Raw genomic sequence first — 18,829 nt, forward strand, 5'->3', positions numbered from 1 at the left:
CCTTTAAATTAAGAGGACTTTTACATCCTCTTAAAATTTAACTTATCTTACTTTAACTTATCTTAATTTGCTTATTTTCTAATTTATATACCTTATCACAAATAGCTGTTGTGGATTTTCTGTGAGAAATTAATATAATAGTTTTTTCTTTGCAATTTTCATTTATAGCTTTTAATATTTCCCCTTCATTTAAAGCATCTAAATTACTTGTTGGTTCGTCTAATATTAATACTTCACTATCCTTTAGGAAAGCCCTTGCTAATCCAATTCTTTGTCTTTCTCCAGAAGATAAATTTCCTCCAAGCTCTGAAACCTTTGTATCATATCCTTTTGGAAGGCTTAATATAAAATCATGAATAGAAGCTTTCTTTGCAGCCTCTATTATGTCTGATTCAGAAGCATCTTCATTTCCTACTTTTATATTTTCTCTTATCGATTCATTAAATAAGTATGTTTCTTGGCTAACTAATGTTTGAGAATTTCTCAGTGATTCCGTATTAACATCTTTTATATCTATATTATCTAATTTTATATCCCCGCTATTTACATCCCAAAATCTCATTATTAATTTTATAAATGTACTTTTACCAATTCCACTTTCCCCTATTAATGCAATCTTTTCTCCCTTCCTTATATTTAAAGATGTATTCTTAAATATACTTTCTTTTCTATTTGGATATGAGAAACTTACATTTTTATATTCAATATCTTTTCCTTGTATATCATTTTTCCCTCTTACTTCTTCTACTTGAGGCTTTTCATCTAAAAGAGCAAAAATTCTTTCTGCACAAGCAAAAGTTTGAAGTAATGTATTTGATAAATTACTTAAAGCAACAACTGGTCCAAAGGATGAAGCTATTATTACTATTGATACTATAGCAGTTGTAAAGCTAATGTTTCCTGATAAATATTCACTTGTCCCAAGTATTACAAAAGTTAATATAGCAATCATTATTGTAATATCTGTTGTTGCTCTAATGATTCCTTCATGCCCTTTTATTTTATCTAAGCTCTTATTAAGCTTAATTGAATTTTCATTTATCTTATTTAATCTTTCTTTCCCATTTTTAAATAGTAATACTTCTTTTAAACCTCTTAATGAATCTAAAACATAATTATTACTTTCACCAAAGATATTTCTATAATTTACTCCTGCCTCTTTTGCAAAGCTTGATGATCCATAAGGTATTACAAAGCCAACTATTAAAAAGAATATAACAGCTAGTACACCAAATATCGGTCTTATATTAAATAAAATTATTGATATAATTGAGTTTGTAATTATAGCAATTGAAATTGGTGCAATTGTATGAGCATAAAATACTTCTAGCAATTCTATATCAGAAGTTATTAATGCAATTAAATTCCCTTTTTCTTTTCCTTCTAGCTTTGCTGGTGCTAGTTTTCTTAATACAGTAAATATCTTATCTCTTAATATATACAGTATCTTAAAAGCAATATAATGACCTGATAGCTGTTCGCCATATCTTAAGAAGCCTCTAAGAAGTGCAGAAATAGCCATTACTATAATTGCTCCTTTAAAGCTTATAAAAGTTATATCTCCTATATATGCTCCTAATGCTACTGCTCCAAAAGAAGCTATAGAAATAGCCGCTAGGAAACCTAATACCCCCATAAAAATAGTAATTACCATTATAGGAGCTAATGGTTTTAACTCAACTATTAACCTTTTCATTATTTGGAAGCCTGATCTTCTTTTCATATCTAACAAACCTCCCTAATATCTTCTAATTCATTTTGCTTTTCAACCATACTATGATAATACCCATTAAGCCCCATAAGATCTTTATGAGTTCCTTCTTCACATAATATTCCTTTATTCATAACATATATATTTTTAGCACCTCTTACATTTGCTAATCTATGTGATATTACTAATATTGTTTTTTCTATTGAAAGGTCATATATTGATTCCCAAATGGCCTCTTCACTTTCCACATCTATATTAGAAGTTGCTTCATCAAATATTATCATTTTTCTATTTGCAAGTATTGCTCTTGCAAGTGCTAACCTTTGTTTTTGACCTCCAGATAAAGCATTTCCACCTTCACCTACATTTGTATTTAATCCATCTTTTAAACTTTCTACAAAGCTATCTAATCTAGCAAGCTTTAATGCATTTTTTATTTCTTCATCGGTTGCATATTTCTTTCCTATAAGTAAATTATCTAAAATAGTTCCATTAAATATATAACTATTAGTTGATATTAAGGCTATATTTTCGTAAATAGTATCTAAATCGATATTTTCTATATCAACTGAATTTAGTAATATTTCACCTTGATTAACTTTATAGTTATTTAAAATTATAGATGCTATTGTACTTTTACCTGAACCACTTTCTCCTACAATTGCAACCATACCTTTTGGAGTTATCTCCATATTTATATCCTTAAGAACTTCTCTTTCTCCATCATAACTGAAGCTAACATTATTCAATTTAATTGTAATATCACCAGTTATTTCTTTAACATTATTATCTATGTTCTTTTCTCTTTCTTTTGCATCTAGTATTCCAAAAATTCTATCAGATGCTGCCATCCCGTTCATTGCTATATGGAAGTATGAACCTAGAAGTCTTAACGGTATAAAAAACTCTGAAGATAATAAAATTATTATAATTAGGCTTCCAGGAGCAATCTCCCCCCTACTAAATTGAATTAATGCAACTATTGTTCCTGCTGCTGCTCCGCCAAATGCTACTAAATCCATTATTGTAATAGAGTTTAGCTGCATGCTTAAAACCTTCATTGTTATCTTTCTGAACTTCTCTGCTTCCGTATTCATTTTTTGATGTCTTTTTTCATCTATATTAAAAACTTTTAAAGTTGTTAATCCTTGAAGATTTTCTAAGAATGTTCCACCTAAATCTGAATAACTCTTCCAATAATCCTTCAATATTCTCTTTGCAATTTTCATTATTGCAATTATTGATATTGGGATAAGAGGTACACAAAGTATAAATACTAAAGCTGCTTTAAATGATATAAAACTCATAAAAACAAATAATGTTATCGGTACTAATAATGAATAGAAAAATTGTGATAAGTACTTACCAAAATAAATTTCTAATTGCTCTACCCCTTCTACCATAACTTGAACTATGGATGATGTACTTTCTACATTGCTATATTCATTTCCAAGTTTTAATAGTTTTTTATAAACAAGCTCTCTTAAAGTCATTCTTGCTTTTGATGATGCTAGATTTGAAAACTTAGCATATAAAATATTACAGATAAATCTTATACATAATAGTAAAATTATTATAGTCCCAGACATAAAAATAGATTTGTCTGCTATGCTAGTTATTTCACCAGAATAGATATTATTTATGAACTGTCCTATAAGTAGTATTATTATAATATTGCATATAATAGCAAGCCAATTCACAAATATCGTCAGTCCAATATACTTTTTAGAATCACTACAAAGGTTTATAAGCCTTTTATTGATCATCATATTATAACTCCCCCATTCATTGATATTAAATTTCATTTGATAATTACAGTACAAAGTATACTGTAAATGATACTCATTTTCAATAATGAAACATATATTTTTTGTTAATTCTTTATGAACATCGTTATAATATATTTTTTATAATTTCTTCTAAAGAATTGACAGTACTATTATGATTATTTATTATTCTTATATTTTTTCTTTCAGCTTCCTTTTTTGCTTTTCTAGCCATCTTATGTGAAACTATATTTGTAAATAATATTATTACATCTGGACTTCCTATCTTATCATTTAACCCAGCTTTCATTTGAGTAAATATTTTAGCCTTGCACTTATATTTTTTACAGACATCTAAATAATCCCTACTCATTCTATCATGACCACCAATTACAACTATACTCATTTAAGATACCCTCTTTCTTTTAATTTTTTTATAATGCTAGTTACCATTAATGATATGTATTAACTTTCCGATTTTCATATAATTAATGAGGCTAATTCTTCGTTTAATGGTTTGAAGTGACAAAATATAAGTTGGCGAAGATAAATAGATGGTGGAATAAGCATATAGTGAGCAATTAGAAGTACTTAGTGTTGCTTAATTATTTTGAGCACAGCCAGTTAACTAAAACTCTTTGCATAGTAGTTTTTTCAAAGCCTAGTACTTCTTTGTATATCTATTTATCATAGCCTCTATATTCTAAATTCATAAAATTTTGATTATATGCATACTTTAATATTATCGTAGTTACTGAAAATTATATTATTTACTATTGAATCAATAGATTCTCCTTCTACAATTTTATCCATTGTCTTTTCTCGTACATCATCATATATACTGAATATTTCTATAGCCTTTTCATAATTGCTATAAACTTTCCAATATCCACATCCTAGACACTTTTTATAACTACATTGCATAAAACTTTTCACATCATCAATGGGAATTCCTAAAAATATACCAAGTTCATGTGGACAGTTAAATTCATCATATCTATCTTTTAAATATTCAACATAATAAGAAATATTATTATTATGTTCATATCCAAGTTTTCTTAAAAACTCTATATTTTCAGTTTTAAATATATGTGTTTTTAGAATATCATTATTATAAATTAATATTATTAAGGCATTTTCATCTTCTCTTAAATTAATAAAGCTTAAATTTATAGACTCTAAAAAATCTTTTCCGTATTTAATCCAACTTTTGTATAAATCTTTCAACATTTTATTGACAGTTACAGTTGCTGAAGGTTTTACCCCTGCTATAACAAGTGAACTATTGTATAGTAAAAACTTTTTTATAGATTCTTTATCTTCAATTTTAAATAAGTCTTTATAAAATTCAATTTTATCCATGTATAACACCACCTATTACAAGTATCCTCTTTATTAATTAATATTGATATTCATTATCAATTAAATATTATAATATTATATTATTTTTGTCAATATTTACTTTATATTATTATAATTCCTTATATATAGTTTTAGGAATTTACATAGAAATTATGCATAAAAAAATAGGTTATACTTCCGTCTTTCGTATAACCTATTTAACTTTTCTCTTATTCTGCTAAATGCGCTGTTTTTCCTACTGCTTCTTTATTAAAATACTTAACTAACATCATAATTCCTAAAGTTACTATTACTAAGAATATTAAAAATTGTATAGTATAGCTTAATGTTACTCCACCTGTTACTAAAGTGGCTACAAATTTGAATAAATATGCAACTATCCATGCTAATATAAATTGATATACTATTGATAATAACATCATTTTATTTCCATATTCTTTTCTCATAACCCCTATAACTGCAAAGCATGGTGTATATAATGAAACAAATATTAAAAATGTTAATGCTGTTATAGTAGTAAACATCATTGGTAAAATAACTGCTAAATCACCATATACTATTTCCATAGTACCTATTATAACCTCTTTAGCTGCAAGTCCAGTTAATATTGATACTCCAGCTTCCCATGTTCCAAATCCTAATGGTTCAAATATTGGTGCTACAAATCCACCAAGAGTAGCGAAGAAACTTGTGCTTATTTCCTCTGTAAATCCATTCATATTGAAATAAGTTAAGAACCATACAACTATTGATACTGCAAAAATTAATGTACCAGCTCTAACTATAAAGCCCTTTGATTTATCCCATGCATTTAATATAATACTTTTTAAACTTGGAAGTTTATATTCAGGTAGTTCTAATATAAATGGCTGCTCATCCTTCTTAAATAATGTATTTTTGAATAATAATCCAACTAAAATTGCTACAATTATTCCTAAAAGGTAAATTCCCATTACAACTAATTCTTGATTACTACTAAAGAATATAGATGCAAATAGTGCATATACTGGTAACCTTGCTCCACAAGATACTAATGGAGCTAGTAATGCAGTCATTTTTCTATCTTTTTCACTTTCTAATGTTCTAGTTGCCATAATAGCTGGTGCCGAACATCCAAATCCCATTATTATTGGAATAAATGCTTTTCCTGATAAACCTATTTTTCTCATTATTTTATCCATAAGAAATGCAACTCTTGACATATATCCACTGTCTTCTAAAAATGATATTCCAAGGAAAAGTGCAAATACTATTGGAAAGAATACTATTACTCCACCAACTCCTGCTACAATACCATCAACTATTAATGATTGAAACCATAAAGAGGAATTCTCAATTAATCCTTCTACAAAAGGTGTAAAAGTATCAGCAACAAAAGCATCTAATCCATCTGCTAAAGGTTGTCCAAACCAACTAAATGTAAATTTAAAAATTATAAATAGTGCTAATAAAAATATTGGATATGCAAGCACTGGATTAAGTACTAATTTATCGATTTTTTCTCCTATGTACTTTGAATTACCTTTTTCTTTTGAGCTTTTATTAATAATTTTATCTATATACGTATAAGTTTCTTTTTCCGTTTTAAAATTTATATTATAACTTGGAATAATTTCTTTAGATTCGATTATTGTTTTTTCAATATTGTCTAGACCTTCTTTTGTCTTTGCAGATATAGGTAATATAGTAACTCCTAATTCTTTAGCTAATTTATTATGATCAATGTTAATTCCCCTCTTTTTGGCTATATCAATCATATTTAGGAGAACTACTATAGGTTTATTGAATTGCATTAATTGAGTTGTGAGATATAAGTTTCTTTCTAAATTTATTGAGTCTACTACGTTAATTATAACATCTACATCTTCATATTCTAAAAAAGCTCTTGCTATTTTTTCTTCATTCGAATAAGTATCCATAGCATATATACCTGGTAAATCAACTAACTTCATATCTTTATTTATAAATCCAAACTTTTTATCGATAGTTACTCCAGGCCAGTTGCCTACATATTGTTTTGATCCTGTTAAAGCATTAAATACTGTAGTTTTTCCTGTGTTTGGATTACCTACTAATGCTACATTTATCATTTCCCCATCTCCTTAAACATTTAAATATATATTTTTTGCATCATTTTTTCTAATAGCTAAGTCAAATCCTCTAAAAGATATTAATATTGGATCTCCAAGTGGTGCAACTAATTTAATCTTTACTTGTGTCCCCTTTACACAACCTAAAGCTTTTAACCTTTTTGCTAGTCTTGGATCCCCTATTATATCCCTAACTGTACCAGTTTGACCTACTTTCATATTATAAATAGTCATGCAATCTCCCCCTTACATTATTTTCTATATTTATAATTATAATCAATTGATATTGATTGTCAATAACTCTTGACTAATTATATCAAAGATTTTTTTAATTTTGTTAGTTTTTAATATATAAATTTATTTATCTGAGTATAATTTGTAATATCTTCTATTAAGTAATAAGTTTTAAAAGACTTATTACTTAATATTTATTTTTTAAATATTAATATATTTTTAATAAAAAAAATCTACACCTCAGTTATTACTAAGGTGTAGATAAGTTTATTCTTATAGTATTCTTTTTGGATCAAAATCTAAAAAATCACATGATGTCATTAAATATTCAATTCCTTCATGTTCTCCATTAAGCACATTTGCTAAGGAAGGTCCATGTAGATGTCCATATATTACTTTTTTTACTCCATACTCTTTAAATAAATTAGTGAATGCTGAATTTTCTCTTTTTTCATTCATTGGTGGATAATGTATCATTACTACTATGTTTTCATATCCTGCTTCTTTAGCCTTATCCAATGAAAGTTTTAATCTTATAATTTCTCTATCAAATATTTTTTTATCCTTTTCTGTGAATCTATCACTACCTTCTAAAATCCATCCTCTTGATCCACAAATAGCATAATCCTCATAAGTATAAAAATTATTTTGAAGAAATTTCGTATTTTCATACATCCTATTAAGCTTTGATATTCCACCCCACCAATAATCATGATTTCCTTTAGAAATTATCTTTTTCCCTGGTAACGCATCTATCCAATCTAAATCAACTTTACTTTCATCTGATCTCATTGACCAGGATATATCTCCAGCTATAAGCACTGTATCTTCATCTGTGATTTTTTTTATCCAATTTTCTTTTATCTTTTCATCATGCTTAAGCCACTTTGCTCCAAATATGTCCATTGGTTTGTCTGTTGTAAAAGCAAGATGAAGATCTGAAATAGCATATAAAGCCATTTAATCTACCACCTTTCTGACATAAATTTCTTTACATTACACATTAAGTTATCTATAGAATATTAATTACTTAACTAATGTGAAAGCTCACATATCAAAACATATTAACTATATTTACCTTTATAATTCTACAAACTATCTAAGTCTGTCACATATGCAATAATATGAGCTACTGCTTCATAAAGATCAGATGGTATATACTCACCTATATCTACATTGCAAAGCAGATCTGTCAATTCCTTATTATACACTATAGGAACGTCATTTTCCTCTGCTTTTTCAAGTATTTTATCTGCAATATGTCCCATACCACTTGCAGTAACAGTTGGAGCTATTAAATTTTCCTCATATTTTAAAGCTGCTGCTTTTTTTCTATATTTCATTTTTCCTCCTAAGATGTTTAGCTTATACTCTTCTATCGAGTGATATTCCAGCATTTGAACTAAAAAAATCTCTACATGTTGTTAAGGAAACTTCATTTTCCTTCTTAGATACTTTCACATTAACTAAAAAACCCATGTTTTCTATATTATTAACTAATTTACTCTTTGTCATATCAATTATTTTAACAAATTTTTCTTCACATTTTAATTCTATATTTATTTTTTTATCTAATACTTGCATATATCCATCTACTGTACCTAAATTCTTAGTTTCTACTGTTACTACCATCTTAACATTTGTACTATCTATCTTTTTACCTTCTTTTCTATTATCCTTTACTATTATCTTGCACGGATATTCTCTTTCCCTTATATTGACCGGAATATCTGCATAATAATATTCTGAGCTTATTTTATTAAATACTTTTATATCACTAATATTATTTTTTATAATATCTAAAATTTTCTCTGATATTAAAGATTCACTTTTTAAATTAGATATTAAATCTTTAATTATTTCCTTACTACCTTCTGCTCCTTTATTTAGAGAAGCTTCTACCAATTCTTTTGTTGGAATACTTGTAGTTAGATTTTTATTTATTATATTATTTTCATTTATATTTACTTTATCAATATTATTACTATTAAGACCAATAATACTATCTTTAGTTAGTATATCCTTTGCTAAATCATTGCCTATCTGATCTTGTGACACCTCATTATCTATAATTCCTTGATTCTTTAAATTAATAACATCTTTTAATTTTAAAAATTCCTCTTCTGTTAATGTTATACCTTTTCCCATAACACTTGAAAGTACTTTTTCTAATTGTCCTTTACTAAAATCTAAAGCCTCTTTCACCCCTAAAGTTTCATTATTAGTTTTATTCAAATAATCACTAAAATCATCTACTATATTTTTAGCACCAATTTCATTAAACTCAGATATAGTTTCTTTAAGCTTATTTATTAATTCTTCTGGTTTCATAGTATTGATTAAATTGAAGACTCTATCAAATTCACTACTTGTGAACTCCATTCTTCTATTAGTTAATATTTCTTTTAAAGATGTGTTAAGTAAATCTTCACTTTTCCCTGAAATAGACTTAAGAAGTGACAATATACTAACTTTAGAATTACCAGTATCACTTTTTTGATACACATCATTAGCTAATTTATTATTTATACTTGTCTCTTGCCCATTAATATATTGAGATATTTTTGAAATTCTTTGTTCTTCTATATTTTGTCCATCTACATCTATGGATTTAGGAATTATAGTACTAGTATCTAATCCTTTAATACTTTGCTTTAAATTATTTTCTAGCATATTCTTCTTTGAAAAATCATTAAGTTCAGGTATTGAATTAGAAATGTTATCAAGTACTTTTATTAAATTTTCTTTCCCTTTAAATAAATTATTATATCCTTTTATATTTTCTTTATTAAACTCCATATCATTTTCAATGAACAATAAAATATCCTCATAAGATAAAGTTTTAAACTCGCCTAAAAACTCTTTTAATACATTATTAATTTTTATTCCTTCTTCACTATTTTGAGGTATTCCCTTCCCCATTAAATACTTAGAAATGAATTCATCTATTTCCTTTGGATTTGCTTGTATTTTATCTAGAAATTGAATTAGTCCCTTAATTTCTCTTATATTTTCCTTAGTAAGAGGAATATCAAACTTTAACATTGATTTTAATAAAACAACATCCTCTTTACTTAGCCCTGAACTAGAAATTATATCATTAAACTCACCTTGAGCTAACTCATCACCTTTGATATTCTTAGCAATAACTTTTAACTTTAATTTTCCGTCAACAAAGCCTTCAACTTGAAATCTTTGTAATCCATTTTCTAATCCTTCTATATCTCCGTCTATTTGTGCAGAAAATTCCCAACCATCTGTTAGCTTTATAGTAACTTCATTTTTATCATCTTTTTTAATTATTTTGCCTGAAAACTTCTCACCAGAATCAAAAGTTAGCTTACTAGATATTCTTTTGTTATTTGTATTGTATGAATTACCTACATTAAAAACTCCTGGCATAACTCCACCTCATATACATCTATATTATTTATAATGTCGAATACTTTATCTAACACCTTAGCATATATAACTTTAGAAACTCTATCATTAAAATAACTTTCATTTGGAAATATTTTAGAAATAACTATATAATCTTTAGAAATTTTTACCTTATATGATATAAATATAGAATTTAACTGGAGGTTAAAAATGAATAAAAAACTTTTTTATAAAATAATTATTATATCTGTTATTACTATATCTTCTACATTTGTATCATGCCAAAACACTTCAAAGAAAATAACTATATCGGAAGATACTCAAAATGAAATCTCTACTGAAGAAAATGAAGTAAATGAAGCAATAAAAACTGGTGAGAAATATCTTACCAAAAATAATTTTAATGAAGCTAAGGAATACTTTAATAAAGCCATATCATTAGACAAAAGTAATAAAGATATTTATTTAAAAATTAAGGACATATATTTGTCTTTTAATAGATTTGATGATGCCTATTTCATTATAAAAACAGCTTTAACTAATAATATAGATATTGAAAATATGAAATTAATTTTAAAGGATATTTCATCTAAATTTGAATCTATAAACATGAATTTATCCATATATCAAGATACTAGCTATACCTTACCAAATGAAGTCAAAGCAGTAATTTCAGGTGAATCTATATCAATTCCTGTAACTTGGGATAATCAAGTAGTTGATTCCTCTACTGTAGGTACATTCATTTATGAAGGCTTTAATGAAGATTATGGTAGAAAGGTTAAAATGGAAATTACAGTTATGGAAAATGTTTATGATAAGCAAATTGGATGGGTAAAAGATTTTTATATGGACAATGGAAAATTATATATTGATTTAGATTTAATTGAATTTTATTTAGGAAGAGAAGAAGCACTTAGAGAAGCTATTAAAGATGGAAAAGCCGGAATTGATGAAAATGGTGAATACTTTTTACCAGCTCCAGTTTGGATAAGAAATAATTCTGCTGCTATTACTAAATACCAAATAGATAACAATTGTATGTATTCTTTATGCTCAGCTACTCTAAAACTCGATAATTATGAAACTAGTGGAACACTAGTAAATTCTTCTTATGATAATTTCCTTAAATCATTTAATGATACTAAAAATAATAATGCAAGAATACTACTAGTTTGGGTTGATATAAAGAATGGCTCAGTTTATAAAATTTCTGAACAATACTTACCATAAAATATTTTAAAAGGAGACTTTACAATGAATAAAAAATTTATAAAACTAACTATTATCCCACTTTTTTTAATATTAACCTCCTCACTCTTTTCTTGTACTGACACAACAAAAAAAGTAACAGTTTCTAATAATACTTCAGAAGAAATTTTGGTAGAAGAAAATGAAGTTGATGAAGCTATTACCAATGCTAAAAAACTTCTAACTGATAATAAATATGATGAGGCAAAAGCCTATTTTAATAAAGCAATTTCTTTAGATAAATCTAATAAGGATTTGTATTTAGAAATAAAAGATATTTATATGAATTCTAATAAATATGATGATGCTTACTTTATAATAAAATCTGCTTTAGCCAATAATGTTGATACTGAAAATATGAAATCAATAGCTAAAGAAATTTCATCTAAATTTGAGGTAATTAAGCTTGCAGATTCTATTTATCAGGAATCAGAATATAACCTTCCTGGAAGTGTATCTACTGATATAAATGGAACCTCGCTTTCACTTCCTTTAACTTGGAATGTAGCAACTGTTGATACTTCAAGCGCTGGTACTTTCACTTATTATGGCACAAATGAAGAGTATGGAAGGCATGTAGAATTTACTTTGACAGTTTTAAAAAATGTTTATGATAAACAAATTGGATGTATCAATAATATCTATTCTATTGATGGAAAAACCTATATAGATGTTGACTTAGTTGAATTTTACTTTGGAAATGAAATTGCTTTAAGAGAAGCATTAAAAGATAACGAAAAAATTGCTTATCTAGAAAATGGAGAGCCTTATGTTCCAGATGGTTATTATATAAGAAATAATAATAGTAAATTAACCACCTATGAGATATCAAGTAATTGCAGCTTCCAATTATTAAATCACGATTTTCTAGCATTAGGATATAATGTTCCACCACCTAAAAATTCTTCTATAAATGAAGAAGCTTCATTTAATGATTTTATAAATTATATTGATTTAAGAAATCCTATGGATATAGGAAATTTAGATATAAGTGATGAAAAACCTATAACTCATAGAGAAACCCTATGTTGGATAGAACTAAAAAATGGAGTTGCTTACTCAATCTACAGACAATATACCCCTTAGTTATAAATTGCGAAGCAATTTATTAGTGAAAAGTTAGAAGTGAAATAGTGAAAAGCTTAGGATATTTTGCTACGCAAAATTTAATCTATAAATGCAAAGCACCTTTTATTAAAAAAATCCTGTAAGGATTTTCTCCTTAACTTTTTCCCTATTAACTATTTCACTCTTCACTATTTTGCTTCGCAAAATAATACTAATAGTTTTATACTTCTATATATTATTTAAAATATATTTAATATAATTAAATTATAATATCCATATTAAGGAGAATGTGTAATGAATACTCAAGTACTTATTGTTGAAGATGATAAATCTATAAATGATATACTATTTCATACTTTAAAGGCTGAAGGCTATTTACCTCATAGTGTCTTTTCTTTAAAAGAAGCTAATGATTTTTTAAATACCACTTTACCCGATTTAATTTTGTTAGATTTAAATTTACCCGATGGAAGTGGTTTTGACTTTTGTAAAGATATAAATGCTAAATATACTATTCCTATTATAATTCTTACAGCTAAAAATGATGTATTTGATAAAGTTCTTGGACTTGAGCTTGGAGCTGATGATTATATTACTAAACCATTCCATATAAAAGAAGTTACAAGTAGAATTAAGGCTGTATTTAGACGTATTGAAAAGTCTGCTTCTAAAGATAATAAAAATTTCATTAAGATAAATTCAAATATAAAGATTAATTTTAATAACAGAACTGTTTTAAAAAATGATGAAGTTATTCAATTAAAACCAAAAGAATATGAGCTTCTTGAATTCTTTGTTCAAAATAGAAATAAAGTTTTTTCTAGAGAACAACTTATAGATAATATTTGGGAGTTTTCTTATGATGGCGATATAAGAACTGTAGATATTCATATAAGAAGAATTAGAAGTAAACTTGATACAAATGGACACCCATCTGTGATTGAAACAGTTTTTGGTGTTGGATATATGATGAGGTAATTATGAAAATTAAATTCAAATTCACTTTAATTATTACTCTTACAATTGTACTACTAGGAATTTCATTAAATATATCTGTTAGAAAAATATTAAAAGATAATATGGAAAGCACAGTTACCTCTTCATTAAAAGAAATAATGAAAAGTACTCGCGAATCTGTTAAATATACATTGTCAGTTAGAAATTATCTATACAAAGATAAAGCTTTATCTCAAGAAAGTAAATATTTAATAGAATATATTTCAATTAACTATGATAGCAACCTTCAAATATGCGATATAGATGGTAACGTGCTTGCTTCTAATTTAGAAAAAGCTAATCCTGAATTCGCTGAAAATATTCCTGATATTAAATCTGGTAAAACTATTGTTGATATAAAATATAACAACAACAATCTTATTGGAATGCTTTCCTATCCAATAATAATTAATGAATCTTACATTGGAATAATCAATTTAACTAAGGACTATACTTATCTTTATTCAGACTATATGAAAGCTACAAGCATATTAACTTTAATTGAAATATCACTTATCATTTTTATATTTGCTATTTCTTATAGATTAACAAATAAAATAGTTAGTCCAATAGAAAAATTAACTTCAGCTTCCAAAAAATTAAGTGAAGGAAATTATGATATAAATATAGATATAAATGCAAAAAAAAATGATGAAATTTCCATATTGTCTAGAGAATTTATTAATATGAAATCTAAAATTCAAGAACAAATCTTAGATATTGAAAAAGAAAAAGAAAAGGTTGAAAAATTAGCTTTAAGCAGAAAAATATTTTTCGATACGGTCACTCATGAACTTAAGACACCTTTGACCTCAATTATTGGATATTCAGAAATGATTTTAGAAAATGTTGTAGATGATGAGGAATTTAAATATCGTGCCATTGATAGAATTCACTCAGAAAGTGAAAGATTAAATACATTAGTACTTGAAATAATAAAAATTTCAAAAGGACTATCATCTATAAAAGATACTTATGAAGATATAGACATTTCTGAAATTATTAATCAAACAATTTCTGATTTAAGTATTAAAGCAGAAAAATATAACTTAAAAATAAACTCAAATATATCAAAAGAAACAGTACACTTTAAACCAAATAAAATAAAAGAAGTTTTAATTAATGTATTAGATAATGCAATAAAATACTCTAGTAAAGATTCTATTATTACTATAAGCTCTTATACTTCTGATGATAAATATACTATAGAAATTACTAACTTCGTTGAAAATCCTATACCTGAATATGTTTATAATCATATTTTTGAACCATTTACGAAGTCAAATTCTTCTAATGATGAGTATAGTACAGGCTTAGGATTATACTTATGTAACGAAATTATTAAAGATCATAATGGTTCAATCAGCATAGTTAATGGTAATGAAATAAAAGTAAAATTAACTTTACCATTAGAAAATAATAGTAATCTCTCATAAATAATATATAAATATTCCTTATTATGTAGTTATCTAAATTTGATTAAAAATAGTATTTTTTAATCAAAAGCTTAAGGGAGTCGCGTAACGCGACTCCCTTAAGTTTTTTTATTCTATAACTATCTTATTATAGTTTTTCTTTCCTCTTTTAAGTAATGCTGAACCATCTTCTAAATCTGATTCTTCTAAAGTTCTAGTAACTTCAGTTACTTTTTCTCCATTTAAAGATAATCCACCTTGTTGAATTAATCTTCTTCCTTCTGCTTTAGATGGAACTATTTTATTTTCAGCCATTATATCTAAAATAGTTGATCCTAATTTTTCCTTACTTATAGTTACTGTAGGAACATTGCTCATATCAACTCCACCAGAGAATAAAGCTTCTGCTGCACTTTTAGCTTTAGTTGCTTCTTCTTCTCCATGAACTAGCTTTGTAACTTCAAAAGCAAGACGCTTTTTAGCTTCATTTATAGCTGCTCCTTCTACAGAACATATTTCTCTAACTTCATCCATTGGAACAAATGTTAATAATGATAAGCATTTTTCTACATCTGCATCATCTACATTTCTCCAGTATTGATAGAAATCAAATGGTGAAGTCTTTTCTGGATCAAGCCATAAAGCTCCTCCTACTGTTTTTCCCATCTTTTGTCCTTGGCTATTAGTTAATAAAGAACAAGTCATTGCCATAGCTTGACCTTGAGCCTTTCTTCTAACTAATTCAACACCAGCAATCATGTTTGACCATTGGTCATCTCCACCTAATTGCATTTTACAACCATACTTTTGATTTAATACGTAGAAGTCATATCCTTGCATTAACATATAATTAAATTCTAAGAAAGAAAGTCCTTTTTCTAATCTTTGTTTAAAACATTCAGCTGTAAGCATTCTATTTACAGAAAAATGAACTCCAACTTCTCTTAAAAAATCTACATAATTTAAGTTTAATAGCCAATCTGCATTATTAACTAATATTGCTTTATCATCAGAAAAGTCTATAAATCTCTCCATTTGCTTCTTTATTGAATCAACATTATGTTGAATTTGTTCTTTTGTAAGCATAGTTCTCATATCAGTTTTTCCTGATGGGTCTCCTACCATTGCTGTTCCACCACCAAGAAGTGCTATTGGTCTATGTCCTGCCTTTTGCATATGTGCCATAAACATTAACGCAATGAAATGTCCAACATGTAAACTATCTGCTGTTGGATCAAAGCCTATATAAAAAGTTATTTTCTCCTTTTCTAGCAATTCTCTAGTTTCATCCTCATGAGTAAATTGCTTTATGTATCCACGATCTAATAACTCGTCTAAAACATTAGCCATTCTACGTAACCTCCTATTTATTTTACTTATTATAGTATATCTTTTTATTAAAATATTATCAACAATAAAACAACTAATGATACTATTGTTATATTTTGAGAATATAAAAAAGGAGTAATTCAATATACTAGAATCACCCCTCATTACTAAATCTGCGACACTTAATTATTATTAATTCTGTTAATCCAAATTATAACTAAAATTCTCTTATTCATTATTCAAAATTTGAACTTAAAATACAAATTTAAATTTTAAATAATATTCATTCATACAACTTTGTAATTCACATAATCCAGACTCCCAGACCCCTCTTTATCCATTTATACTTCTACTCTCTAAATTCTCAACCAATCAGAATTTCCGAACCATCCCCCATTATTCCCATTACTTCTCTTTTTCATTTCTCATTTTTAATAACTCAGCTTGCATGAGTTATTTCCATAATTATTTAACTTTTCCCATTCCTCTAAGCCACATATTCCCTTATCAAATCTGGTAGTTCATCACTACATTCACAATTCAAATTTATATACAAATTTAAATTAAATTTTTGAGAGAATTCCTTTAACTTTCCAAACAGTTTAGCTGATTCAGACATATTTTTAGTAACTATACTTGATAAAGCATCTATATATATATTTTCAACATCATAATTTTGAGATATAACTCCACAAAGTAATCCGTAAAAGCTATCACAATCTATTACGCCAAGCTCATTAGTATTTATAAACCTTATCTTACCTTTAAGTTGCATCATACGTCTAGCATCATCATCAATATAAACTGAATCCCCTTTTGCTTTGCTTAAATGTTCATTTGCAAGTTCTATTAATCTTTTAGTTTTACCTGCCCCTCTCTTTGCGCAAAAAACTTGAATCATTGGAATCCACTCCTCTTATAGAATTTTTATTCTCTTAATTTATATATATTCTACAGCATTGAAATTATTTACAATATAATATAAAAAATAATAAAAGATAGAGAAAATACCTTAATCTCTATCTTTTATCTAAAAAAATGCGAACTCATAACCTTATTTTTTCCTGCGTGCTTTGCTTTATAAAGAAACCTATCTGCACAATTAATAACAGTTTCAAGTGTCTTCCCATCATTAGGATAAAAGCCTACTCCAAAACTTGCAGTAATACTTCTTTCATTATTTTCATTTGAAACTAAATTACTTGATACTGAATTTCTTATTTTATCTATTCTTATATATACATCTTCATTATCACCATTGCAATCTATATATAGTATTATTTCTTCCCCACCATATCTTGCAATTATATCTTTTGGCTCTAACATACTCCTAATTAAATTTGCAGTTTCTATTAAAACTTTATCACCAAATTGATGTCCTAAAGTATCATTTACTTTTTTAAAGTTATCTAAATCAATCATTACTATTGCATATTTATCTACGCCTTCATTAGATAACCTTTCTTCTATAATTTCATAAAAAGTCTTTCTATTATAGATACCTATTAATGCATCATACTTAGCTGCCCTTTCTATTTTTTTATATAGTATAGAATTTTCTAGAGCTATTGCAATTTGACTTGCTATTGAACTTAGGAATATTTCATGAAACTCTGATAAAAAATTATAATGGGTATGGTCAGCTACAATATATCCTATAAATTTTTCAGCAACTTTTATTGGTACCCCCATCCTTGAATGAATATATATATTATTTAATTCATCTTTTACAATTGGTTCTTTTGAATTTAAGATAAATGTCTTATTTTTACTTATGTAATTTTTACATTCTTCTGTAATAGCTATACTATCTTGTGTACCATTAGTAGCCTTGATAACAAACTTAGAGTCTTCTAACAAATATATTGTAGATTGAGTTACACCTATAATTCCTATTATCATATCATTTATCATAGGTATTATATTTTTACTACTTAAATTTGAGTTTATATAGTTACTAATTAATATTACATTTGAAAGCATATCAAGATTTTTCTCATGCTGAATATTAACAGAACTTAATTCTTGTATTTTTTCTTCAGTGATTTTCTGATATCCTTCGTACTCTAACTTAAGTTGGTGATACATTGCTTTATAATCGTCCATACTCCCTCCCCATCTCATCTTATATAGTATGAATCGAATTCAGATAATCTATAACTTAATATTACTTTATTTCCATTTTAATATCAATAACTTTTTGCCCTCTAAATCATTTTCATTGCA

The 18,829-nt window shown here is 26.6% G+C and carries 16 protein-coding genes; 4 read left to right on the plus strand and 12 right to left on the minus strand.

Annotated features, from left to right (window positions below):
* Nucleotides 1-52 precede the first annotated feature (52 nt).
* The 9 genes from CSBG_RS13635 to CSBG_RS13675 all read right to left on the minus strand — a co-directional run bounded on the left by CSBG_RS13635 (nucleotide 53) and on the right by CSBG_RS13675 (nucleotide 10,565).
* Nucleotides 53-1,723 carry an ABC transporter ATP-binding protein gene (locus tag CSBG_RS13635; protein ID WP_035285431.1) on the minus strand — a complete coding sequence of 557 codons (1,671 nt, stop codon included), beginning with the start codon at nucleotides 1,721-1,723 and terminating at the stop codon, nucleotides 53-55.
* Between the two features lie 2 nt (nucleotides 1,724-1,725).
* Entirely contained in the window at nucleotides 1,726-3,480 is a 1,755-nt protein-coding gene (locus tag CSBG_RS13640) for an ABC transporter ATP-binding protein/permease (protein WP_035285434.1), read from the minus strand.
* Nucleotides 3,481-3,604: 124 nt separating this feature from the next.
* Nucleotides 3,605-3,883 (minus strand): DUF2325 domain-containing protein, encoded by a 279-nt coding sequence (locus CSBG_RS13645; protein WP_008680438.1) that lies wholly within the window; start codon nucleotides 3,881-3,883, stop codon nucleotides 3,605-3,607.
* A gap of 317 nt (nucleotides 3,884-4,200) precedes the next feature.
* Entirely contained in the window at nucleotides 4,201-4,839 is a 639-nt protein-coding gene (locus CSBG_RS13650; RefSeq protein ID WP_008680440.1) for a DUF3793 family protein, read from the minus strand.
* Between the two features lie 209 nt (nucleotides 4,840-5,048).
* Nucleotides 5,049-6,929, minus strand: coding sequence for a ferrous iron transport protein B (gene feoB / locus CSBG_RS13655; protein WP_008680441.1), 1,881 nt, complete (start codon nucleotides 6,927-6,929; stop codon nucleotides 5,049-5,051).
* 12 nt (nucleotides 6,930-6,941) lie between these two features.
* The gene (locus tag CSBG_RS13660) at nucleotides 6,942-7,163 is read right to left on the minus strand and encodes a ferrous iron transport protein A (protein WP_008680443.1); all 222 of its coding nucleotides are present in this window, start codon (nucleotides 7,161-7,163) and stop codon (nucleotides 6,942-6,944) included.
* A 273-nt stretch (nucleotides 7,164-7,436) separates the two neighbouring features.
* Entirely contained in the window at nucleotides 7,437-8,123 is a 687-nt protein-coding gene (locus CSBG_RS13665) for a metallophosphoesterase (RefSeq protein WP_008680444.1), read from the minus strand.
* A 128-nt stretch (nucleotides 8,124-8,251) separates the two neighbouring features.
* The gene (locus CSBG_RS13670) at nucleotides 8,252-8,506 is read right to left on the minus strand and encodes an EscU/YscU/HrcU family type III secretion system export apparatus switch protein (RefSeq protein ID WP_008680445.1); all 255 of its coding nucleotides are present in this window, start codon (nucleotides 8,504-8,506) and stop codon (nucleotides 8,252-8,254) included.
* Nucleotides 8,507-8,528: 22 nt separating this feature from the next.
* Nucleotides 8,529-10,565 carry a hypothetical protein gene (locus CSBG_RS13675; protein WP_008680446.1) on the minus strand — a complete coding sequence of 679 codons (2,037 nt, stop codon included), beginning with the start codon at nucleotides 10,563-10,565 and terminating at the stop codon, nucleotides 8,529-8,531.
* A 189-nt stretch (nucleotides 10,566-10,754) separates the two neighbouring features.
* Between CSBG_RS13675 and CSBG_RS13680 the strand changes: the two genes are divergently transcribed.
* The 4 genes from CSBG_RS13680 to CSBG_RS13695 all read left to right on the plus strand — a co-directional run bounded on the left by CSBG_RS13680 (nucleotide 10,755) and on the right by CSBG_RS13695 (nucleotide 15,295).
* Complete coding sequence (locus tag CSBG_RS13680; protein WP_008680447.1) at nucleotides 10,755-11,777, plus strand: Ig-like domain-containing protein; 1,023 nt, start codon at nucleotides 10,755-10,757, stop codon at nucleotides 11,775-11,777.
* A gap of 24 nt (nucleotides 11,778-11,801) precedes the next feature.
* On the plus strand, nucleotides 11,802-12,881 hold the full coding sequence (locus CSBG_RS13685) for a tetratricopeptide repeat protein (RefSeq protein WP_008680449.1): 1,080 nt from the start codon (nucleotides 11,802-11,804) through the stop codon (nucleotides 12,879-12,881).
* Nucleotides 12,882-13,157: 276 nt separating this feature from the next.
* Nucleotides 13,158-13,841: a response regulator transcription factor gene (locus CSBG_RS13690; RefSeq protein ID WP_008680452.1), complete on the plus strand. Its 684-nt coding sequence runs from the start codon at nucleotides 13,158-13,160 to the stop codon at nucleotides 13,839-13,841.
* Nucleotides 13,842-13,843: 2 nt separating this feature from the next.
* Nucleotides 13,844-15,295 carry a HAMP domain-containing sensor histidine kinase gene (locus CSBG_RS13695; RefSeq protein ID WP_008680453.1) on the plus strand — a complete coding sequence of 484 codons (1,452 nt, stop codon included), beginning with the start codon at nucleotides 13,844-13,846 and terminating at the stop codon, nucleotides 15,293-15,295.
* A 108-nt stretch (nucleotides 15,296-15,403) separates the two neighbouring features.
* Here CSBG_RS13695 and tyrS read toward each other — a convergent pair whose 3' ends face one another.
* From tyrS to CSBG_RS13710, 3 genes are all read right to left on the minus strand, one after another.
* Nucleotides 15,404-16,624, minus strand: coding sequence for a tyrosine--tRNA ligase (gene tyrS / locus CSBG_RS13700; protein WP_008680455.1), 1,221 nt, complete (start codon nucleotides 16,622-16,624; stop codon nucleotides 15,404-15,406).
* Nucleotides 16,625-17,090: 466 nt separating this feature from the next.
* A complete protein-coding gene (locus tag CSBG_RS13705; RefSeq protein ID WP_008680457.1) occupies nucleotides 17,091-17,504 on the minus strand; it encodes a hypothetical protein in 414 nt (137 codons plus the stop codon).
* 125 nt (nucleotides 17,505-17,629) lie between these two features.
* Nucleotides 17,630-18,709: a diguanylate cyclase gene (locus CSBG_RS13710; protein WP_008680459.1), complete on the minus strand. Its 1,080-nt coding sequence runs from the start codon at nucleotides 18,707-18,709 to the stop codon at nucleotides 17,630-17,632.
* Between the last annotated feature and the right edge of the window lie 120 nt (nucleotides 18,710-18,829).

This window comes from Clostridium sp. 7_2_43FAA, from assembly GCF_000158375.2.
Classification (GTDB): domain Bacteria; phylum Bacillota; class Clostridia; order Clostridiales; family Clostridiaceae; genus Clostridium; species Clostridium tertium.